Genomic DNA, 18,726 nt, shown 5'->3' on the forward strand with positions numbered 1-18,726 from the left:
TGGTCTACTTTCACTTGGTGGTGTAACCCCGATAATGGCTCGATCTTCAAAATAATGTTAATAAAGCACACATTTAAAGGTGGAATTGCCTATGTTCAGCTTATTGGGTTTGTTGTTTGCCCTGAGCTTACTCATTTACCTCACCATTCGAGGTATGAATTTACTTATTGCAGCGCCACTTACCGCTATTATCGTCGCCCTGTGCGCAGGCTTGCCACTGTTGCCGAGCGAGGGTGAATCTGACTTTATCAACGCCTATATGGGTGGTTTCACCGATTTTATTAGCTCTTGGTTTTTTATGTTCCTGCTCGGCAGTTTGTTCGGCAAACTCATGGAAGCCAGTGGCGCTGCCGATCGCATCGCATCGGATATCGTTGGTCGACTCGGCATGAAACACGCTACGGCCGCGGTGGTACTCGCCTGCGCCCTACTCACCTATGGTGGCGTCAGTGTTTTTGTAGTGGCTTTCTCGGCCTACCCAATGGCGGTGAGTCTGTTTCGCCAAGCGGACTTACCGCGCCGCTTTATTCCGGCAGTCATGGCCTTTGGCTCGGTAACCTTCACCATGACCTCGGCCGGCAGCCCAGAAATTCAAAACTGGATTCCCATTAAATACCTTGGCACTTCGCCTTACGCGGGTTGGCAAGTCAGTTTAATTGTGGCCATTTTTATGGCCAGTTTAGGCTTCGTTTGGCTAAACGCCATGATGCGACGAGCAAAAGCCAACGGCGAAGTTTTTCACCGCCGCAGCGACGACCCAAGCCTAGAAGAAAAAGTACTGCCCTCGCGCTGGGCATCCTTTAGCCCAATCTTAGCGGTGCTGGGCGTTACCTTCTTTTGTCATCAATATTTTTCCCAGTACGCGTTGATTTTAGCGCTACTCGCCGGTTGCTTAGTCACTTGGGCCTTCGCCCTGAAAAAGATAGACGGACTAGAGGCCATCATCAGCGCGGGCACTACCGGTGCCTTATTAGCCATTGCCAACACCGCCGCCGTAGTGGGCTTCGGCTCGGTGGCTAAGGCTTCCCCCGCTTTCGATATCGCCGTGGCCAGCATCACATCCCTACCCGGAAACGAGTTGATCGGCGCCGCCATCGCCGTAACCGTGATCGCCGCCATGACCGGATCTGCCTCTGGCGGCCAATCTATTGCGCTGCCTGAACTTGCGCCGCATTATTTGGACGCCGGCGTCGATCCCGATGCGCTGCACAGGGTGGTCGCTATTTCCTCTGGCGCACTGGATTCCCTGCCGCACAATGGCTACGTGGTTACTACCATTCGCGCCATCTGTGGCGAAACTCATAAAGCCGCATATGCGCCTATGGCCGCCCTCACCGTTGCCGTGCCGCTGCTAGGCACTGTGCTTGCGCTGTTTCTTTTTATCGTTTTTTAAGGTGCCACCATGCAACCGATGATCTCTATCAGTTTACTTAGCCTGGCCGTTGCGCTAGCGGCCTGCACCGATAATGCAAAGAAAGAAATAGATCTACCCTTAGAAGCAAAAAAGCCAAGTTTTGCCATCGATCAGATAAGTGAACTTCAAGTCGATGGCATTAACGACGATCTAGTCAGTGCCGGCTTAACCTTAAATCAATTGCGTACCAAACTCGCACCAGCCGAAGACAGCGCTAACCCGACCGCTTCGGAACTCAGACGCGGCGCCTATCACCAAAACTATCAATCGCTGCTAGCGCTGGCAGAGCAAGATGGCTACGGCCAGGCCTACGCACAGGCAATGCAAACCGATAACTTAGTGGCCGGGAGCGAATATTTGTTACCCGTGCGCTACAGCGATCACAGCATTGCCGCCATGTTAATGGTGCAAGTCCCGACACATTTCGATGGGAAAAATCCTTGTTTGGTGGTGACGGCTTCATCCGGCTCGAGAGGTATTTACGGCGCCGTTGGTGTCGTCGGCGCATGGGCGCTACACCAAGGCTGCGCCGTGGCAAGCACCGACAAGGGAACCGGCACAGGCTTCCACTGGCTGACGGAAAACCTCGCTCAATCGACAACCGGGCAAGTAAAAACTGGCTCTGCCATAGACAGCCACTTCCACGCCAAAGGGTCTAGTAAACTCGACGCACTTATCGACCAGTACCCGCATAGGATCGCCACCAAACACGCTCACAGCGGTAAAAAAATCGAACAGGAATGGGGTCAATTTACCCTGCAAGCGGCGCAATTGGGCTTTTATGTTCTGAATCAATACCATCGAGACAAACAACAGGCTGGCTATTTCACTCGAGCAAACACATTGACCCTTGGCGCCGCTATTTCGAATGGTGGCGCAGCCGTTTTACAGGCAGCGGAACTAGATCAAGACGGTTGGCTAGACGCTATCGTGGTATCCGAACCCAATGTATTTCTGCCCAGTAACTTTTCCTATCGACTTAACGGCGCAACCAAAACTACACGCTCGCTGCCGCACAGAGCAATCGAATACGCCCTCTATGGCGCCTGCGCCAGTCTTGCAGAAACCGTCGACTCACCACTGAGTGCGATGCAACTGCCCTACTTTACCGGCCACTTTGCCAACCGCTGTGAGCAGCTCAAAAACCTCGGGCTCATTCAAGGCGAGGATCAACAGGCACTCGCCCAGGCAGCGCTGGTGAAAATGCAACAAGTGGGATTAGCACCCGAAGCCCACACCTTGCTGATGACCTCCAGCGCCATTGGCTTATGGGAAAGCATTGCCGTCAATTACACTAACAGCTACTTAGGCAGCTCGGTAGAAGATCACCTTTGCCAACTCAGCTACGCCTTTGTCGATCAAACAGGCCAGCCCATTGCCACCCCCGAGGCAGTTCGAAATCATCTATTTGCGAGTAGCAGCGGCATTATTCCGACCAGCGGCTTGCACATCATTAACGATCAATCACAAGAAGGCCCTAGAAGCCTGTACTTTTCAAAAAACCAAGCAGGCCAGTTAGACTACGGCTTAACAAACATGCTTTGCTTGAAACAGGCTATTAACTCCCCAGATTTTGACGCACAGGTGAACCAACTCGCTTTCTCGGGCGATTTGCACGGCAAGCCTGCGTTAATTGTGCAAGGCGGCTCAGATAATTTAATTGACCCGAGTCAGCACAGCCGCGCCTATCTGGATTTGAATTATCACGCCGAGGGCAACAAGAGCCAGTTGCGTTACATAGAGGTAGACAGAGGCCAACACTTTGACGCATTTCTCAACTATCCCCCACTGCGCACTTACTACACGCCCTTACATGGTTTCTTCGAGCAGGCGCTCGATATCATGCTCGCGCACCTCAACAGCGCCAAGCCGCTGCCGCCCAGCCAGCGTATCCTGACCGAGCCTTTAGACGATATGAACCAAAGCCTTGCTAAGCAGCCCGACATTGCATTAAATGGTGCTAGCCTTAACGGTCTCAGGTCACACCGCGCCATAACAATCGATAAGTCCGGTGTGACAATTTCCGAATAGATTCGGCTACTCATAAAACCGACAAGCGATGCTCAGTTATCTAGAACTGCTTCTAATTTCCTTAGCCTATTTGTTGATACTCTTCGCCATCGCTTGGTGGGGGGATCGACTGGCCGAGCGCACGGTTCAAAAATTCAAGCCCTACATCATCGCGCTGGCGACCACGATTTACTGCAGCGCCTGGAGCTTCTACGGAACCACGGCACAGGCGGCTTATAACGGCTGGTATTTTCCGCCCACCTTTCTCGGCTCCATCATACTGCTCATTTTTTTTGCTAAGCCGTTAAAAAAATTAATTGACTCGGCAAAGCAAGGCAACGCAACCTCAATTGCCGATTACCTGGCCATGCACTTTAATCGGTCGCGACCACTTGCGGTGATTGTCGCCGTCATCTGCCTCATCTTATTGATTCCCTATATTGCGCTCCAGCTCAAAGCGATTACCGAAAGTTTTCATGTACTCACCGACAACCTCGTACACTCCCATTATTTACTCGATCAACCGCTGATTCAGGACACGGCTTTTTATATTGCGCTTATTCTCGGCCTATTCTCCATCGCCTTTGGCACCCGCCACTTAGACGCGCGCGAGCACCACAACGGCCTCATGCTCGCCATCGCCTTCGAAGCCATGATAAAAATTACGGCTTTTGTGGCTATCGCTTGGTTTGTGACCTACACGCTGTTCGATGGTTTTAATGACATCGCACTACAAGCAGCGCGCAATGATGCCGTCGCGCAAATTCTACAAAGTCACGATGCCGATCAAGGCTTCCTTGCCGCCACGGTGTTGGGTTTTATCGCCATCTTATGTTTGCCGCGGCAATTTCATGTGCTCATTGTCGAAAGCGAATCCTCTAAAGACCTCGATACCGTGCGCTGGGTACTGCCCGTCTACCTGATCCTTTTTGGCATTTGTATTTTACCCATCGCCTATGGCGGACTACTAAGTTTTCACCACCTTGATATCAGCGCCGAACATTTTGTCCTGCGCCTGCCCTTGGCGAACGGCCGCACTGATCTTGCCCTACTCGCCTACCTAGGCGGGCTGTCGGCGGGCTCGAGCATGGTGATAGTCGCCTGCGTTGCCATGGCGACCATGATCAGTAACGAGCTTGTTGTGCCGCACCTACTCAACAGTCGCTGGCTAAAGCAACACCCGCAACTGGATGTGAGCACACAATTGCGCACAGTGCGACGCATTATTATTTTAATGATCATGGGCTTCGCCTATGGCTACTACCATTTATTCGCCAATAACAATGCTCTCGGCGCTATAGGTCTACTATCCTTCGCACTGGTCGCACAATTTGCACCGGCCCTGTGGCTCACACTGCACCAATCCCACCGCGATGTTACCGCTGTCATTAGCGGCATAGGCGTCGGCTTTCTGTTTTGGTGTTACACACTTTTACTGCCTATGCTGGCGCGCGCCGGCTGGATAAGCCTTACCTTTGTCGACCAGGGATTTGCCGGCATTGAATGGTTAAGGCCCACGGCACTATTCGGCCTTGAGGGCTTATCGAGCATTAGTCACGGCGTATTGTGGAGTTTAATAGCCAACATCCTGACGGTATTTGTGGTTATTCGAATTCGCCACCAAGACCCGGCGCCGCCAACAGTTGAAAGTAAAAGTTTGCCTGTGCATCAACTGCAAGCACTGGCCAGCCGGTTTCTTGGTGTTGAACAAGCCCGGTTAGCACTTAGGCAATACAGTGAACATCAATTTCCGCAATCCCAAGCGGAGCCCGACTATATTGAATTTGTCGAAACCCTATTAGCCGGCGTTATTGGCTCGGTGTCGGCGCGCCATGTTATTGAACACGCTTCCAGTTCAGAGCCGGCGCCCTTGCTGGACGAAACATCGGAAATTTACCATTTTTCCCGGGAACTGCTACAGGCCAGCATTGATAACATTAGCCAGGGCATTAGCGTTGTCGATAAAAATTTACGCTTAGTGGCGTGGAACCGGCCCTACCTCGAAATTTTCGACTACCCAACCAACCTGGTTCACGTTGGCCGACATGTTGCCGACCTACTGCGCCACAATGCGATCAATTTAGAAGCTACCGAAACATCCGATGTCGAAGCCTTCGTCGAAAAACGCCTGCAGTATATGGCCGAAGGCAGCCCTTATGTGGTTAAAAGAACGCACAACAAGCGCGTGCTCGAACTGCGTGGCAGCCCAATGCCCGGCGGCGGCTTTGTCACCACCTTTACCGATATCACCGATTACCAAAAAAACCTGGAGGATTTACAAGAACATCGTAACCTCTTAGAACAGCGGGTAAATACCCGCACCGCTGAATTGCAAGAGTCTAATCAGCGCCTTGAAATAGCCAACTCCAGTAAAACACGTTTCTTAGCCGCAGCCGGTCACGATTTAGTTCAGCCACTCAATGCCGCAAAACTGTTTACCAATGCCCTATTACAACAGGCCTCGGCCGAGCCAGCCCTACCGCAAAATATCCAAAAGACACTGATGCAGTTAGATGCATCTTTGCATGCCGCAGACAATATTATTAGCGAGTTACTCGCCATCGCCAAACTCGATGCCGGGGCTATAACGCCAAACCCAGAGGCCTTTAAAATTGGCGAGCTACTGCAAAGTCTACAACAGGACTTTCAGCTACAAGCTACCCTCAAGGGCTTGGCACTCAACAGCCGCTACCGCAATGACGCGGTGTTAACCGACTTCAAATTACTCAGGCGGATATTACAGAACCTGTTGTCAAACGCGATTCGCTATACCGATAAAGGCCGCATTTTAATTAGCGCACGAAAAATAGCTAACCAATTAAACGTCCAAGTTTGGGATACCGGTGCTGGCATTGCGCCCGAACATCAGCAATCTATTTTTGTGGAGTTCAAGCGCATAAACCCCGACCAAAACGACGGTGGTTTAGGCCTAGGTTTGGCAACGGTAGAGCGCCTATGCCGGCTACTCAATATTACCATCGCACTGACATCACATCCCGGTAAAGGCAGCTGCTTCACTCTAACTCTACCTATTACGTCGCAGCCGACGAAAGTGATTACCCCTAGCTCGCACACTAAACAACAGCGCCTTTTCAACAATATCCGGGTGCTATGTCTAGACAATGAACCGGCCATACTCGCGGCCATGGGTGCACTACTAAAGCCTTGGGGCTGTGAGGTAATAGAAGTATCTAACAACGCGCAGGCGATAGAGTCTGCAATAGCACAGGCGCCAGACTTGATTCTCGCAGACTATCACCTAAACAATGACGAGCGCGGCATTGACACAGCGGCAAGCATTCACAAGCGACTTGAAAGGAAGATCCCAACGATCATCATATCCGCAGACTATGACGACAAAGTGAAAGCGGAGGCAACTAAGCTGGGCTACTACTTTTTGAAAAAACCCGTGAAAATTCCCGCCTTGCGCGCCCTGATGAACCGGCTATTAAAACAGAGCGGCAAATTTTAATTGGCCAACTTCTGCGCCAGCAATATAACTTCCGTGCGCTTGCGCACACCGAGCTTTCGCATAATGGCGGTGACATGAGATTTAACTGTGGGCTCGGCGATTTCCAACTCGAAGGCAATTTGTTTATTTAACATGCCTTCGCAGAGCATGGAAAAAACGCGAAATTGATGCGGTGTCAAATTGGCGATACGCTCGGCCACTTCATCCACCTCAGGCGAGTCTTGTGCCGCAACCTTATCGAACCACAAATCCCCCGCCAACAAACGGCTAATAGCCAAGGCAAGTTCGGCCGGCGCCAAAGATTTTGAAATAAAGCCAGATGCTCCAAGTTGCTCGGCTCGAGTCACTCGAGCCATACTGTCATCACCGGACACAATCGCGACGGGTGTCTCAGGAAAACAACCACGCAAACTGGCTAAGCCGGCAAAACCCAAGGTGCCGGGCATATGCAAATCCAACAAAATTAAATCCGGCTCAAGCCCCTCTTCCAACAACTTTTGTACTGCGGAAAGACTCTCACACTCAACGCACTCGGCATCAATCACGAGGTTTGATTGCACCAAAGTCTGCTTTAGCGCTGCGCGAAATAAAGGGTGATCGTCGGCAAGTAACAGTAATGGCATAGCGTTACCGGGTAAGGTATTGGATAACGACATCATAACTGTCATTGCGCGGTCCAGCCACCATCCATTGGAATCGCCGAACCGGTCATGGTGGCCGCACTATCGCTAGCTAAAAAGGCCACCAGGTCAGCAATCGCTTGAACGGAGGTCATGTGGGACATAGGTTGTTTTTCGGCTACCAGCTCGCGACGCGCCTGCTCGTCACTGATGCCCTGCATCTTGGCTTTTGCCTCAATTTGCTTGGCGACGATAGCCGTATCCACCCAACCAGGGCAAATGGCATTACAGGTAATGCCTTGCTCGGCGTTTTCTAGCGCCACAACTTTGGTTAAACCAACCAGCCCATGTTTAGCGGCCACATAAGCGGACTTTTCCTTAGACGCCACCAAGCCGTGAACAGAGGCGATATTTATAATGCGGCCAAATTTTGCGCTTTGCATAAAGGGCAAGGCCGCCTTAATGGCGGTAAAACAAGCCGTTAGATTAACCTCTATCACTTGACGCCATCTATCAATCGGGAAATTTTCAACCCGAGCGGTGAATTGAATGCCGGCATTATTCACTAGGATATCCAACCGCCCCAATAGAGCCTGAGCCCGAGTCACAAGCGCAATAACAGCCTCTTCGTCAGCGAGATTACCCGCGACAAAATAACAATCCACATTAAATTTAGCCGCCAAGTTCGCAGCTAGTTGGTTGCCCTCCTCGTCGCTCACCAGCCCGTGAATAACAAGGCTCGCGCCTTTAGCCGCCAAGGTTTGGGCACAGGCCAAGCCGATACCGGACGTACTGCCAGTAACAAGGGCGGACTTTCCAGATAATGGCAAAGAAGATATTTGGGCTGACTGCATGGGAAACCTTATCACTGTGAAAAAAGCAAGGTTAGCAAGTCAAGTAACCGCTGGCACTAGTACCTTAGTCGCATGACAGCCACATTAGGGCAAATAAAGATGAAATTCGCCACCGCCGAGGTCACCGCCATTTGAGAGTGAAATTGACCCACAAGCGAGTTTAGTTTTATGTAAAGCGGCAACGGTTTGCGCAAAATATAAGCCCAAATTCGTACTACCAGATTCAAAGGAAACACGGTTTTTCATATTAACCGGTTGATCCAACATCAGCTTAGGGTAACCGCCGCCATCATCGGAAATTTTGATATGCAGGCCATTATCTTCATAGGCCACTACTTGCAACTGACTGCGCGTATAACGAGCGCAGTTGACCAGTACATTATGGATCACACCACCCACGAGTTCAGTGTCAAAGTACCACATTAAATCATCGCTACACTGGTAATCGACATTGAGCCTACGACTAACAAACAAAGCATCGTTGCGCGCCAATTGTTCATCGAGCATATCGCGCACGTAATTTTCCTCCACCATAATGGGCATCGCCTGATGATCCATGCGATACAGCGATAACAACTGAATCAATTCGCCATTAATACGTGAGGCTTCGTATTGCAAGGTCGCAAAGCGTTGTTGCTGGGCGGGGGTTTTGGCGGGCATTTCCTGCATGGTTTCTTCGAGTGAATTTAATAACATGCCCAAGGAGTTTTTCATATCGTGTACGCTAGAGGCCAACACCAAGGAAAAATCCACAACCTTATCATCTCGATCTTGCTTGTTATTCATAAGTGTTTAACTCTTTTTCAATTTCTTGGTTTTACGGTCTAGCTCCACCTGACGCACCATATCCTGTAACTGGCGATAGCGTTGAAATTGGGCATGAGTTGCATTAATGGATGACTCGACGCCTTTTAAACAGACAAGGGCAACATTCATCCACTCATCGGAATCGTCGCCGGTGTTCATCTGCCCAACCAACGCCTGCACTAAATTTAATTGAACCCCCAAATGCATGGGAAATAATCGCTTGGCGCGCTGGAAGCATTCAATCGCCTTTAAATAGGCTTTCTGTTCATACAGGCGAATGCCTTCTTTGTTGATTTTCGCCACCTGCTGCCGGCTTTCTTCACTCACAGGCTCATCTAATAAACGATCTATTTTACGCAGCGCCGCCTCGTCATCTTTAAAGGCGACAATTAATCCTTTTAAGCTATCCCTGGCCTTGTCAAACTGCTCGAGTGCCTGCATGGTAAGCACGCGATCTAGCTCGGTGTCGATATCGCGCAAGCCGGCAGCATCCATTTCCTGGCTGGACGCCAGGAACAATTCCGTTGCACGCTTTTTATTGCCCTGCTTTATCTGTAGTTGCGCCTCGATAAGTTGCAATTGCAAATGCCGAGTGTCGTCTTTGCCAAATTTGTGTTCCATTTGATCGACCACAGCTAAGGCATCGCGCAACACATCGCGGCCGACACTTTCGTCTTCGCTAAATACCGCTGCCGCCGCGCGGCTAAAGGCCAAATGATTTTCGACCTTATCATGCACAGAGTTTTCGGAAAGTTTGATTACTTTTCTATAGGTTTGTGCGGCGATAACTTTATCGTTGTTGTTAACCGCAACTTCCGCTAAGGCCTGTTGACGCAAGAGTGCCACGGGTGATACTGCAACGGCGTGTTCCAACACCGATTGTCTTAGATCATCCTTATTCTGGCGCTGATGGCAGTCGGCAAGTTCGTCGTAGGCCAACATACAAAGCGGGTGCTGTTGCACAATTTGCGTTAACCATTCAACCGCTGTATCCAAGTCGCCCTGCGCCTTTTTGATTTGCGCCATGCCCACCTGCGCCCAATCCATCTCCCGCACTTCCAAAACCTGTCGGTATACGGCCTCGGCTAAATCGTATTGCTCGGTTTTCAAATACAAAGCGCCGAGCATTTTTTGGCATAGGGTTGTGTAGCGGCTACCTTCATCGAGTTGCACCAAGCACAGTACAATGGCCCGGTCGATATAATTATCTTCAATAGCGCGAAAAATAGGCTTCATGGTTTGGCGCTGATGTAGCAGCCGGTCTAAGCGCTGGCGCAAGGTTTTAGCAGTAAAAGGCTTGGTCAAATAACCGTCGGGCTCGTAGTCGGATGCCGCTAGCACGATATTGCGGCTGGACTCAGCACTCACCAGCAAAAAGAGATTGCTGCGCCGCAATAATTGCTTAAAGCGCAATTCCTCTAAAACCTGCAAGCCATTGCGACCTTTGCCCAAATTGAAATCGCACAGAATCAGATCGTAGTCTGTCTCCACGCACAGTCTCATTGCCTCGGCACCGTTGACAACGGTATCCACCTGCTTGCAACCAAAATCGAGCAGCATTCGGCTAACCGCCATACGAAAGCTATCGAAGTCGTCCACAACCAGCACTTTAATTGATTTGTAGTTAACCAGCGCCTTGCTCCTCGCCTTTATAGTAATGGGGATTTTAATCGCTAAAGCTTAGTTCAGTTTTATTGCCTGTGTAGCCCTAGGCCGCTAGAATTGGCGGTTTTTACGGCTGTAGTTCGCGATGACCCAACCCAAAGATGATTTGTATGCTAATCCGCTTCAAGATTTAGCCAGCTTTCGCTTCGATCAGGGCGTAGTGAACGTATTTCCCGATATGATTAAGCGCTCGGTGCCGGGCTACACCACCATCATTAGCATGATCGGCGACCTAGCTGAACGCTACGCTCAGGCAGACTCCACCTGCTATGACTTGGGCTGCTCTCTTGGTGCCGCCACCTTGGCTATGCGGCACCGCATTCGCAGCGCCAACTGTCGCATCGTTGCCATCGACAACTCGCCAGCCATGATCGAGCGCTGTCAGCTGGTGGTACAGGCCGATAGCGGCGAGGTGCCGGTTAGCCTGCTCTGTGGCAACCTGCAAGAGCTGCAACTCGAACCCGCCTCAGTGGTGGTATTGAACTTCACCCTGCAATTTATCGACCTAGCCGAACGCGAACAGATACTGGCGAAAATTTATCGAGCCCTGCTGCCCGGCGGCGTACTCATACTGTCAGAAAAAGTCGCCTTTAACGACACGCCCCACCAGGATTTAATGATTGAGCTGCACCACAATTTTAAGCGAGCCAATGGCTATAGCGACCTCGAAATTGCCCAGAAACGCACCGCTTTGGAAAATGTACTGATTCCAGAAACCTTGGAAGTGCACCGAAACCGCTTAAAGCGCGCCGGTTTCGGCAGCAGTGATGTTTGGTTTCAGTGTTTTAATTTCGCCTCCTTGATTGCCATAAAAGCATGAATTATCTAGATCTATACCAACCTCTGCTCAGCTTTCTAGCGAGCGATACTCGGTTCGAACACTGGGCAAAAAAATTACCCACTGACATAACCGAAGGCCTATCGGAAACGCGCTTTGGCGATCTGGCCCAGTGGCGCGATAGCTTTTTAAAATTGCCAAACCTAAAAGCTAAGACAACAGTATTTGATAGTGAATTTTTGATCGACGCCGATATTGCTCAAACGGAAAAAGATCGCATAACCCAAGCACTAAGAGAATTAATTCCCTGGCGCAAAGGTCCTTTTTCAGTCTTTGGCACGCACATCAATACCGAGTGGCGCTCCGATTGGAAGTGGGACAGAGTTAAACCGTTTATCGACGACTTAACTGGCCGACATGTATTGGATGTAGGTTGCGGCAATGGCTACCACTGTTGGCGCATGTACGGTGCCGGCGCGCGACGGGTTATCGGCATAGATCCATCACCGCGATTTGTCATGCAATTTTACAGTCTGAAAAAATTTATTGGCGACGCGCCGGTAGACGTACTGCCCATTGGTATTGAACATCTTCCCGCCAACCTAGGCTGTTTCGACACCACCTTCTCCATGGGCGTTTTTTACCATCGCCGCTCACCGATGGACCATCTGCGCGAACTTAAAGAAACCTTGCGCCCCGGCGGTCAGCTGGTGTTGGAAACGCTAGTGATTGAAGGCAAACTGGGCGAGGTGTTAGTGCCCGAGGGCCGCTATGCCAAAATGAACAACGTATGGTTTTTACCCAGCGCGCCCACCATGCTGTCTTGGTTAACAAAATGCGGCTTTAAAAATCCACGGCTGGTGGAAATGAACATCACATCGTTAGCCGAGCAACGCACCACCGATTGGATGCTCTACCATTCACTCAATGATTTTTTAGATCCCGTGGATAAAACCAAAACCGCCGAGGGTCACCCAGCGCCCATTCGCGCCACCTTTATTGCCGAAGCGCCCTAATTCGATTATCCCCTGCGAATGTTTGCTTCGTGCGCCAGCAGCCACTGTTTACGGTGCAAACCGCCGTTGTAACCGGTCAGGCTACCGTTGGCGCCGATAACGCGATGGCAAGGCACCACAATGGCGATGGGGTTGCGGCCATTTGCCGCACCCACGGCACGCACCGCCTTCGGATTCTTAATAGCACTGGCAATATCGCTGTAACTGCAGGTGTCAGCGTATTGAACATCGAGTAACGCACGCCACACGGCGCGTTGAAAATCTGTACCCACGGGTGCCATTGGAAAATGAAATTGTGTTAGCTTACCGGCAAAATATCCCTGCAGCTGATCGATTGCCTCGCACAATAGGGGCGAGTTAACCGCTTCGCTTGCGCCGTCGCGAAAAACGATTTCAGCAACCCCGTCATCCTGCGCACCAACCCATAAATTACCAATGGGTGTGGCCAAATGGTTATACGCTAAGGGCGATTCATTTTTCATAATTGACTCCACATTTGCACCGTTAGATAACTTCGCCAAGGTTGGGCTAGGCTGTCGTTAACAGCGCCGAGCTTAGCCAAGCTATGTTTCACACCTAGGTCACCACTCAACCAAATATCCGTGTCGCCTTGGCCACGCATACAGGCATAATCCACTGTCCAAGGGCCAATCCCCTTAAGCGCCAACCAGTCGCGCGCATTGGCGCTGGGCTGCTCAACACAAAACTGCGCCAGCCGGCGCAACGTATCGCGCCGCTGCCCCGGCATTTTTAGAAAATCCAAGCTGTGTTCGGCTAAACGTTCGGGCAATGGAAACCAATGCAGCTCGCCATCGCGCTCGCCCAAGTTAGCCACCACCTGCGCCACTAAATTTCGCGCGGCCGCAACAGAGACCTGCTGCCCTAACACCGCCCGCACACCCGCTTCGAAACAACTCGGGAACTGGGGAATGCGCAGACCTGCGTTTAGTACAATAGTCGGCGCTGCGCTGGCAAGCGCTTGATCGATAAAAAAGCTGTTGGCGTTTAAGTCTAACATCCTGCGAATTTTATCTACGGCTGCAATTAACAAACGCCAATTGCTCAACTGAATTGTCACCTGAAACTGACACTGCTCGGTCTGATGCAGTGCCACAAAGGACACTTTTTCTGCACCGAGATAAAATTGCCGCCCGTAGTGTTCAGCGCTCACAGTTTCTAATCCAACGATCGCTCTGGCGCGTAAAAAGTCGCACACCCAGGGCCAATTGTAGGGCGGCCTATAACTCAAATTTAACGTCAAACTTGGCTGGTTTTTTGCGGCCGTTTGACCTGAATCTTGCGCGCGCACAGCAGACGGCGTCAGCTTTAGTTGCTGGGCAAAACAATCGTTAAAACGCCGCACACTCTCAAAGCCGCTGGCAAAGGCAATTTGCGTGATCGGCAAGGCGGTTTGATGCAACAGTTGTTTCGCCAGCAAACAGCGCTGATACAGCTGGTACTGTTTAGGCGCAACGCCAAGCTCAGTGACAAACAGCTTGCGTAAATAGCGATCCGAAATCGCTAATTGCTGGGCCACTTGTACAACAGACGCACCGGCATTTAGCTGCCCCATGGCCGTGGTTAAGGTCGCGCTCGACGCCGGCGCCGGTGCTGCGTCCGGCTTGCAGCGCAAACAAGGCCGATAACCTTGCTGAGCGCAGGCGGCGGCCGAGGGGAAATAACGAACATTGGCCTCTTTCGGCGGCCGGGCTGGGCAAATAGGCCGGCAGTAAATGCCGGTGGTTAGCACCGCGGTATAAAAAACGCCGTCAAAGCGGCCGTCGCGGGCGAGCCGTGCGGCTTGGCATTGTTGTGGCGTCAGGGGCATAACCGACATGAAATGACCTGTGCAGTGCTATGTAAAGAAGCTGCAATCTTAACCCATAGGCGGCCGAGTACTAGCCAGAATCGGAACTGACCAAAAACAGCGGAATTTGAGGCTGGGTAGAAGCCGGTGTTGGGTAAGCCGGCCTCGCGTGGGCGTCAGTCGTCCAGCGGGCTTAGCGCACCGTCAAAACCAAGGGCGGTATGAACTTGCTGGCACCAACGGTTCAAACGCTCACACGTGAGATTCTCTTGCTGGTCTTGATCGATGGCCAAACCCACAAATTTCGCCTGCCCTGGCACCAGGGCTTTAGAAGCGTCGAAATCATACCCAGTGGTAGGCCAGTGGCCGACGATGTTGGCACCATTTTCCACAACGACGTCGTGCAACATACCCATGGCATCGAGAAAGAAGTCGCCATAGCCGAACTGATCACCGAGACCAAATAGCGCCACTGTCTTACCGGTAAAGTCTACCGCTGAAATATCGCCCCAGAAATCTTCCCAATCCGACTGGATTTGACCAAAGTCCCAAGTGGAAATACCGAGCATAATTACGTCATAGTCTTCGAAATCGAGCACCGTCACGTCGGCCACATCGTGCACATCTAGGCGGTCTGCACCAAACCGCGCTTGAATGCGATAGGCAACAGCTTCCGTATTGCCTTCGTCGCTGCCAAAAAACAAACCAATCTGTGCCACAAAAAACCTCAATTTACCGACGTTAGGCGTTTAGTGCCCATTTTTATCGCTGATTAAAACCAATAGCCGCCATCGCGGTAACCTTGAACATCGAGCCGCGCAACCAGCCTACCGCGCGCCACAATGCGGTGATTTCGAATCACCCAACCTACTGCTAATCTCACAACTACCTCTACCTATTGACCCTTAAGCTACAGAGCAAACCGCGCCAACCTAGGGGCATACACACCTAAAACCGACTTTCCGCGGCCGCGCATTATACCTAGTTCCGCTCAAAGATTAAGCGCCAATCAGCAATTCGGCTGACTCTCTAGTCGTACCACTTTGACTAACTAAGTGCGGCAATTTAATCGCCGTTACGTATAATGCCCGCATGAACCAAGCAGCCCTTAGCATACTCAATACTACCTTCGGTTATGCCAGCTTCAGGCCACCGCAGGATGCCATCATCGATGCCCTGATAGACGGCCAAGACGCCCTAGTCATCATGCCCACGGGCGGTGGCAAATCGCTTTGCTACCAAATTCCCGCCATGGCGCGCCCAGGTTGCGGGGTGGTGATTTCGCCCTTGATCGCCTTGATGCAAGATCAAGTCAGCGCCCTAGAGCAACTCGGCGTTAAGGCCGGCTTTCTCAACTCAACCCTGTCCGCTGCCGATACGCAAAAGATCGAGCAACAGCTCATGTCCGGCGAGCTCGATCTGCTTTATATAGCACCGGAACGCCTAAACCAAGCGCGCACCATTAATTTACTGCACCAAGTGCCGCTAGCACTCTTCGCCATTGACGAGGCCCACTGTGTTTCCCAGTGGGGCCACGATTTTCGCTCGGATTATCTACAACTCGGCTTGCTCGCCGATCAGTTTCCCGACGTACCACGCATCGCCCTAACTGCCACGGCCGATAGCCGAACCCAAGCGGAAATTATTCAGCGCTTACACCTGCAAAACGCTAAGCAATTTGTGGTCGGCTTTGACCGCCCTAATATTCAATATCGCATCACGCCAAAAAATAACCCGCGCAAACAAGTGTTGGCTTTTATTCGCGCGGAGCACAGCGGCGACTCGGGCATTATCTATTGTCTATCGCGCAAAAAAACCGAAGAAACCGCAGCCTTCTTATGCGCCGAAGGCATGACCGCACTGCCCTACCACGCCGGCCTACCGGCTGAAACTCGAGCGGCAAATCAACGTCGTTTTTTGCGCGAAGACAACATCATCATGGTTGCCACCGTCGCCTTTGGCATGGGTATCGATAAACCCGACGTTCGCTTTGTTGCGCATTTAGACCTACCCAAAAGCATAGAGGCCTACTACCAGGAAACCGGTCGCGCCGGGCGCGATGGCGCACCGGCCACCGCATGGATGGCCTACGGTTACCAAGACGTGATTCTACTCAGCCAAATGATGAGCCAGTCTGAAGGCTCGGCCGAACACAAGCACGCCGAGCGGCAAAAGCTCGATGCGATGCTCGGCCTGTGTGAAATTACCAGCTGCCGCCGACAAACCTTGTTGCGCTATTTCGGCGAGCAAAATCACGAGGCCTGCGGCAATTGCGATACTTGCATCAACCCCGTCGCAACCTGGGATGGAACCGACGCCGCGCGCAAGGCCCTCTCCTGTGTTTATCGCTCGGGTCAACGTTTTGGTGTATCGCATCTCGTCGATATTTTGCTGGGTAAGGAAAATCAGAAAATACAGCAGTTCGATCACCAGCAGTTGAGCACCTTTGGCATTGGTAAAGACCTGGACGCCAACCAATGGCGCTCTGTCTTCCGGCAGTTAGTGGCGCGCGGCTACCTCGCTGTGGATAGCACGGGTTTTGGCGGTTTACGGCTGGAGGAAAGTTGCCGCGATTTACTCAAAGGCGATGAACGCATTCAATTGCGGCGCGATGTGAAAGATGTAAAAACCAGCAAATCAAAACACAGCCAAGCACTTGCCCAAGCCGATACAGCGCTCTGGGATGCCTTGCGCGCGTGCAGAAAACAACTTGCCGAAGAACACGGCGTACCACCCTATGTGGTGTTTCACGATGCCACGCTAATGGAAATGGTGCGCTATCGCCCCACGTCGGAACAAGCCATGCTCGCCATTAGCGGCGTGGGCCAGTCCAAGTGGGACAAGTTCGGCGAGGCGTTTATCGACGTTATTTTGCGCTTCGACAGCGAAGCGACAAACAACCAAGATAGCGCAACCTTAGACACGACGGCACAATTGCTACAAGCGCAAATGACCGTGGAGCAAATTGCCAGCCATCGCGGTCTCACCGTCGACACCGTGTACAACCACGTGGCCAATCTGCTGCAGGATAAACGCATTGCCTTATTAGACGCCATCGACCTAGACGAGCGCGAGCTTGGTCAAATTCAAGATGAGATTTTGCAATACGATGGCGGTGAAGACGGCTTTCGCTTTAAGCCCGTGTTTGAAGCCTTGGCTGGCAACTACCCCTATGGCCTTTTGAAATGCGTGCGCGTGGCGATGCTTAATCAATAAACTTCGCTACGCTACATCAACATCACTGGTCACTGCTGTCCCGTTAACTTTAATACAATACTTCCGGACCTAAGTATTTATTGGGATTAGGATGACCAAAGTGCCAGACATGAATTGCGCACTTATGCTGAAGACGCGCCGTATATACGTCCTTGTAGGCTCGTCACCAGCACAAGCACCCAATTCATGCTTGCAGAGTTAACGGGGCACAGTGATCACTGGTTTAAAAATTCTGCGTGAAACCTAATATGCGCCTCGATAAAACTGGCGATAAAAAAGTAGCTGTGATCATAGCCCTTGTGTTGAAGCACCTGTAGCGGGTAATTTTGTGGCGCAGCCGCTATCAGTTTTTCAGGCATCAACTGCGTCGTTAAAAAGTTATCCGCCAAACCTTGGTCAACCCGAATGGGGATCGATTTTTTGGCCGATGCCAAGAGCACACTGGCATCGTAATCTTGCCAAGTAGATCTGTCTTGCCCCAAATAATAACCCAAGGTTTTTTCACCCCACGGGCATTGGCTTGGCGCACAAATAGGCGCGAAGGCCGAGATGGATTGATAGGTGTCGACGTTACGCAAACCAATCACCAGCGCGCCGTGGCCACCCATGGAGTGCCCCATAATACTCATGCGTTTGAGATCTAACGCTTGCACCTCGCGCGCCAGCAGTGCCGGCAACTCCTGCACAATATAATCGTACATTTGATAGTGTTCAGCCCAAGGCGCTTGTGTCGCATTGACATAAAAACCTGCGCCCATACCCGCATCGTAAGCCTCGTCATCGGCCACACCTTCGCCGCGTGGGCTGGTATCGGGCGCGAGCAACGCTATGCCTAACTCGGCTGCCACTCTTTGGGCACCGGCTTTAGTGACGAAGTTTTCATCTGTGCAGGTTAAACCCGACAACCAAACCAACACTGGCACCTTGGCGTTTTTTGCTTGCGGCGGCAAAAATAACGAAAAATGCATGTCGCAATTAAGCACCAGCGAAACGTGTTTAAAGCGCTGTTGCTGGCCGCCAAAGCACTGCACATCCGCAACTTTTTCTATCGATAAATTTGTCATCTC

Annotated in this window: 14 protein-coding genes; 6 read left to right on the plus strand and 8 right to left on the minus strand. The window is 51.5% G+C overall.

Annotated features, from left to right (window positions below; genetic code table 11):
• The first annotated feature begins 91 nt into the window (after nucleotides 1-91).
• The 3 genes from QWY82_RS15015 to QWY82_RS15025 are packed head-to-tail and all read left to right on the plus strand — an operon-like array spanning nucleotide 92 to nucleotide 6,896.
• The gene (locus QWY82_RS15015) at nucleotides 92-1,393 is read left to right on the plus strand and encodes a GntP family permease (protein ID WP_290263996.1); all 1,302 of its coding nucleotides are present in this window, start codon (nucleotides 92-94) and stop codon (nucleotides 1,391-1,393) included.
• Nucleotides 1,394-1,402: 9 nt separating this feature from the next.
• Nucleotides 1,403-3,445 carry a 3-hydroxybutyrate oligomer hydrolase family protein gene (locus QWY82_RS15020; RefSeq protein ID WP_290263997.1) on the plus strand — a complete coding sequence of 681 codons (2,043 nt, stop codon included), beginning with the start codon at nucleotides 1,403-1,405 and terminating at the stop codon, nucleotides 3,443-3,445.
• Nucleotides 3,446-3,473: 28 nt separating this feature from the next.
• Nucleotides 3,474-6,896: a hybrid sensor histidine kinase/response regulator gene (locus QWY82_RS15025; RefSeq protein WP_290263999.1), complete on the plus strand. Its 3,423-nt coding sequence runs from the start codon at nucleotides 3,474-3,476 to the stop codon at nucleotides 6,894-6,896.
• Here the strand turns inward: QWY82_RS15025 and QWY82_RS15030 are convergent.
• From QWY82_RS15030 to QWY82_RS15045, 4 genes are all read right to left on the minus strand, one after another.
• Complete coding sequence (locus QWY82_RS15030; protein ID WP_290264001.1) at nucleotides 6,893-7,564, minus strand: response regulator; 672 nt, start codon at nucleotides 7,562-7,564, stop codon at nucleotides 6,893-6,895. The two genes, QWY82_RS15025 and QWY82_RS15030, sit on opposite strands and share 4 nt — an antisense overlap.
• Nucleotides 7,561-8,370, minus strand: coding sequence for a 3-hydroxybutyrate dehydrogenase (locus tag QWY82_RS15035; RefSeq protein WP_290264003.1), 810 nt, complete (start codon nucleotides 8,368-8,370; stop codon nucleotides 7,561-7,563). Before QWY82_RS15035 ends, QWY82_RS15030 begins: the two co-directional genes overlap by 4 nt.
• 84 nt (nucleotides 8,371-8,454) lie before the next feature.
• A complete protein-coding gene (locus QWY82_RS15040; protein ID WP_290264005.1) occupies nucleotides 8,455-9,156 on the minus strand; it encodes a sensor histidine kinase in 702 nt (233 codons plus the stop codon).
• Nucleotides 9,157-9,162: 6 nt separating this feature from the next.
• Nucleotides 9,163-10,776, minus strand: coding sequence for a response regulator (locus QWY82_RS15045; RefSeq protein ID WP_290264006.1), 1,614 nt, complete (start codon nucleotides 10,774-10,776; stop codon nucleotides 9,163-9,165).
• Between the two features lie 151 nt (nucleotides 10,777-10,927).
• Between QWY82_RS15045 and cmoA the strand changes: the two genes are divergently transcribed.
• Both cmoA and cmoB read left to right on the plus strand, forming a co-directional pair.
• Complete coding sequence (cmoA, locus tag QWY82_RS15050) at nucleotides 10,928-11,662, plus strand: carboxy-S-adenosyl-L-methionine synthase CmoA (protein WP_290264008.1); 735 nt, start codon at nucleotides 10,928-10,930, stop codon at nucleotides 11,660-11,662.
• Nucleotides 11,659-12,636 carry a tRNA 5-methoxyuridine(34)/uridine 5-oxyacetic acid(34) synthase CmoB gene (gene cmoB / locus QWY82_RS15055; protein ID WP_290264009.1) on the plus strand — a complete coding sequence of 326 codons (978 nt, stop codon included), beginning with the start codon at nucleotides 11,659-11,661 and terminating at the stop codon, nucleotides 12,634-12,636. The genes cmoA and cmoB overlap by 4 nt, the downstream gene beginning before the upstream one ends.
• Nucleotides 12,637-12,641: 5 nt before the next feature.
• On the opposite strand, the gene QWY82_RS15060 is transcribed toward cmoB, so the two are convergent.
• The 3 genes from QWY82_RS15060 to QWY82_RS15070 form a co-directional block, all read right to left on the minus strand.
• Nucleotides 12,642-13,118, minus strand: a complete 477-nt coding sequence (locus QWY82_RS15060; RefSeq protein ID WP_290264012.1) for a methylated-DNA--[protein]-cysteine S-methyltransferase — start codon at nucleotides 13,116-13,118, stop codon at nucleotides 12,642-12,644.
• Nucleotides 13,115-14,473, minus strand: coding sequence for an Ada metal-binding domain-containing protein (locus QWY82_RS15065; RefSeq protein ID WP_290264014.1), 1,359 nt, complete (start codon nucleotides 14,471-14,473; stop codon nucleotides 13,115-13,117). The genes QWY82_RS15060 and QWY82_RS15065 overlap by 4 nt, the downstream gene beginning before the upstream one ends.
• 146 nt (nucleotides 14,474-14,619) lie before the next feature.
• Nucleotides 14,620-15,162, minus strand: coding sequence for a flavodoxin (locus QWY82_RS15070; RefSeq protein WP_290264016.1), 543 nt, complete (start codon nucleotides 15,160-15,162; stop codon nucleotides 14,620-14,622).
• A gap of 373 nt (nucleotides 15,163-15,535) precedes the next feature.
• On the opposite strand from QWY82_RS15070, the gene recQ reads away from it, so the two are divergent.
• The gene (recQ, locus tag QWY82_RS15075; protein WP_353958711.1) at nucleotides 15,536-17,659 is read left to right on the plus strand and encodes a DNA helicase RecQ; all 2,124 of its coding nucleotides are present in this window, start codon (nucleotides 15,536-15,538) and stop codon (nucleotides 17,657-17,659) included.
• 215 nt (nucleotides 17,660-17,874) lie between these two features.
• Here the strand turns inward: recQ and fghA are convergent, their stop codons facing one another.
• On the minus strand, nucleotides 17,875-18,708 hold the full coding sequence (gene fghA, locus QWY82_RS15085; RefSeq protein WP_290265715.1) for an S-formylglutathione hydrolase: 834 nt from the start codon (nucleotides 18,706-18,708) through the stop codon (nucleotides 17,875-17,877).
• Nucleotides 18,709-18,726 lie beyond the last annotated feature (18 nt).

This window comes from Simiduia curdlanivorans, from assembly GCF_030409605.1.
Taxonomy (GTDB): domain Bacteria; phylum Pseudomonadota; class Gammaproteobacteria; order Pseudomonadales; family Cellvibrionaceae; genus Simiduia; species Simiduia curdlanivorans.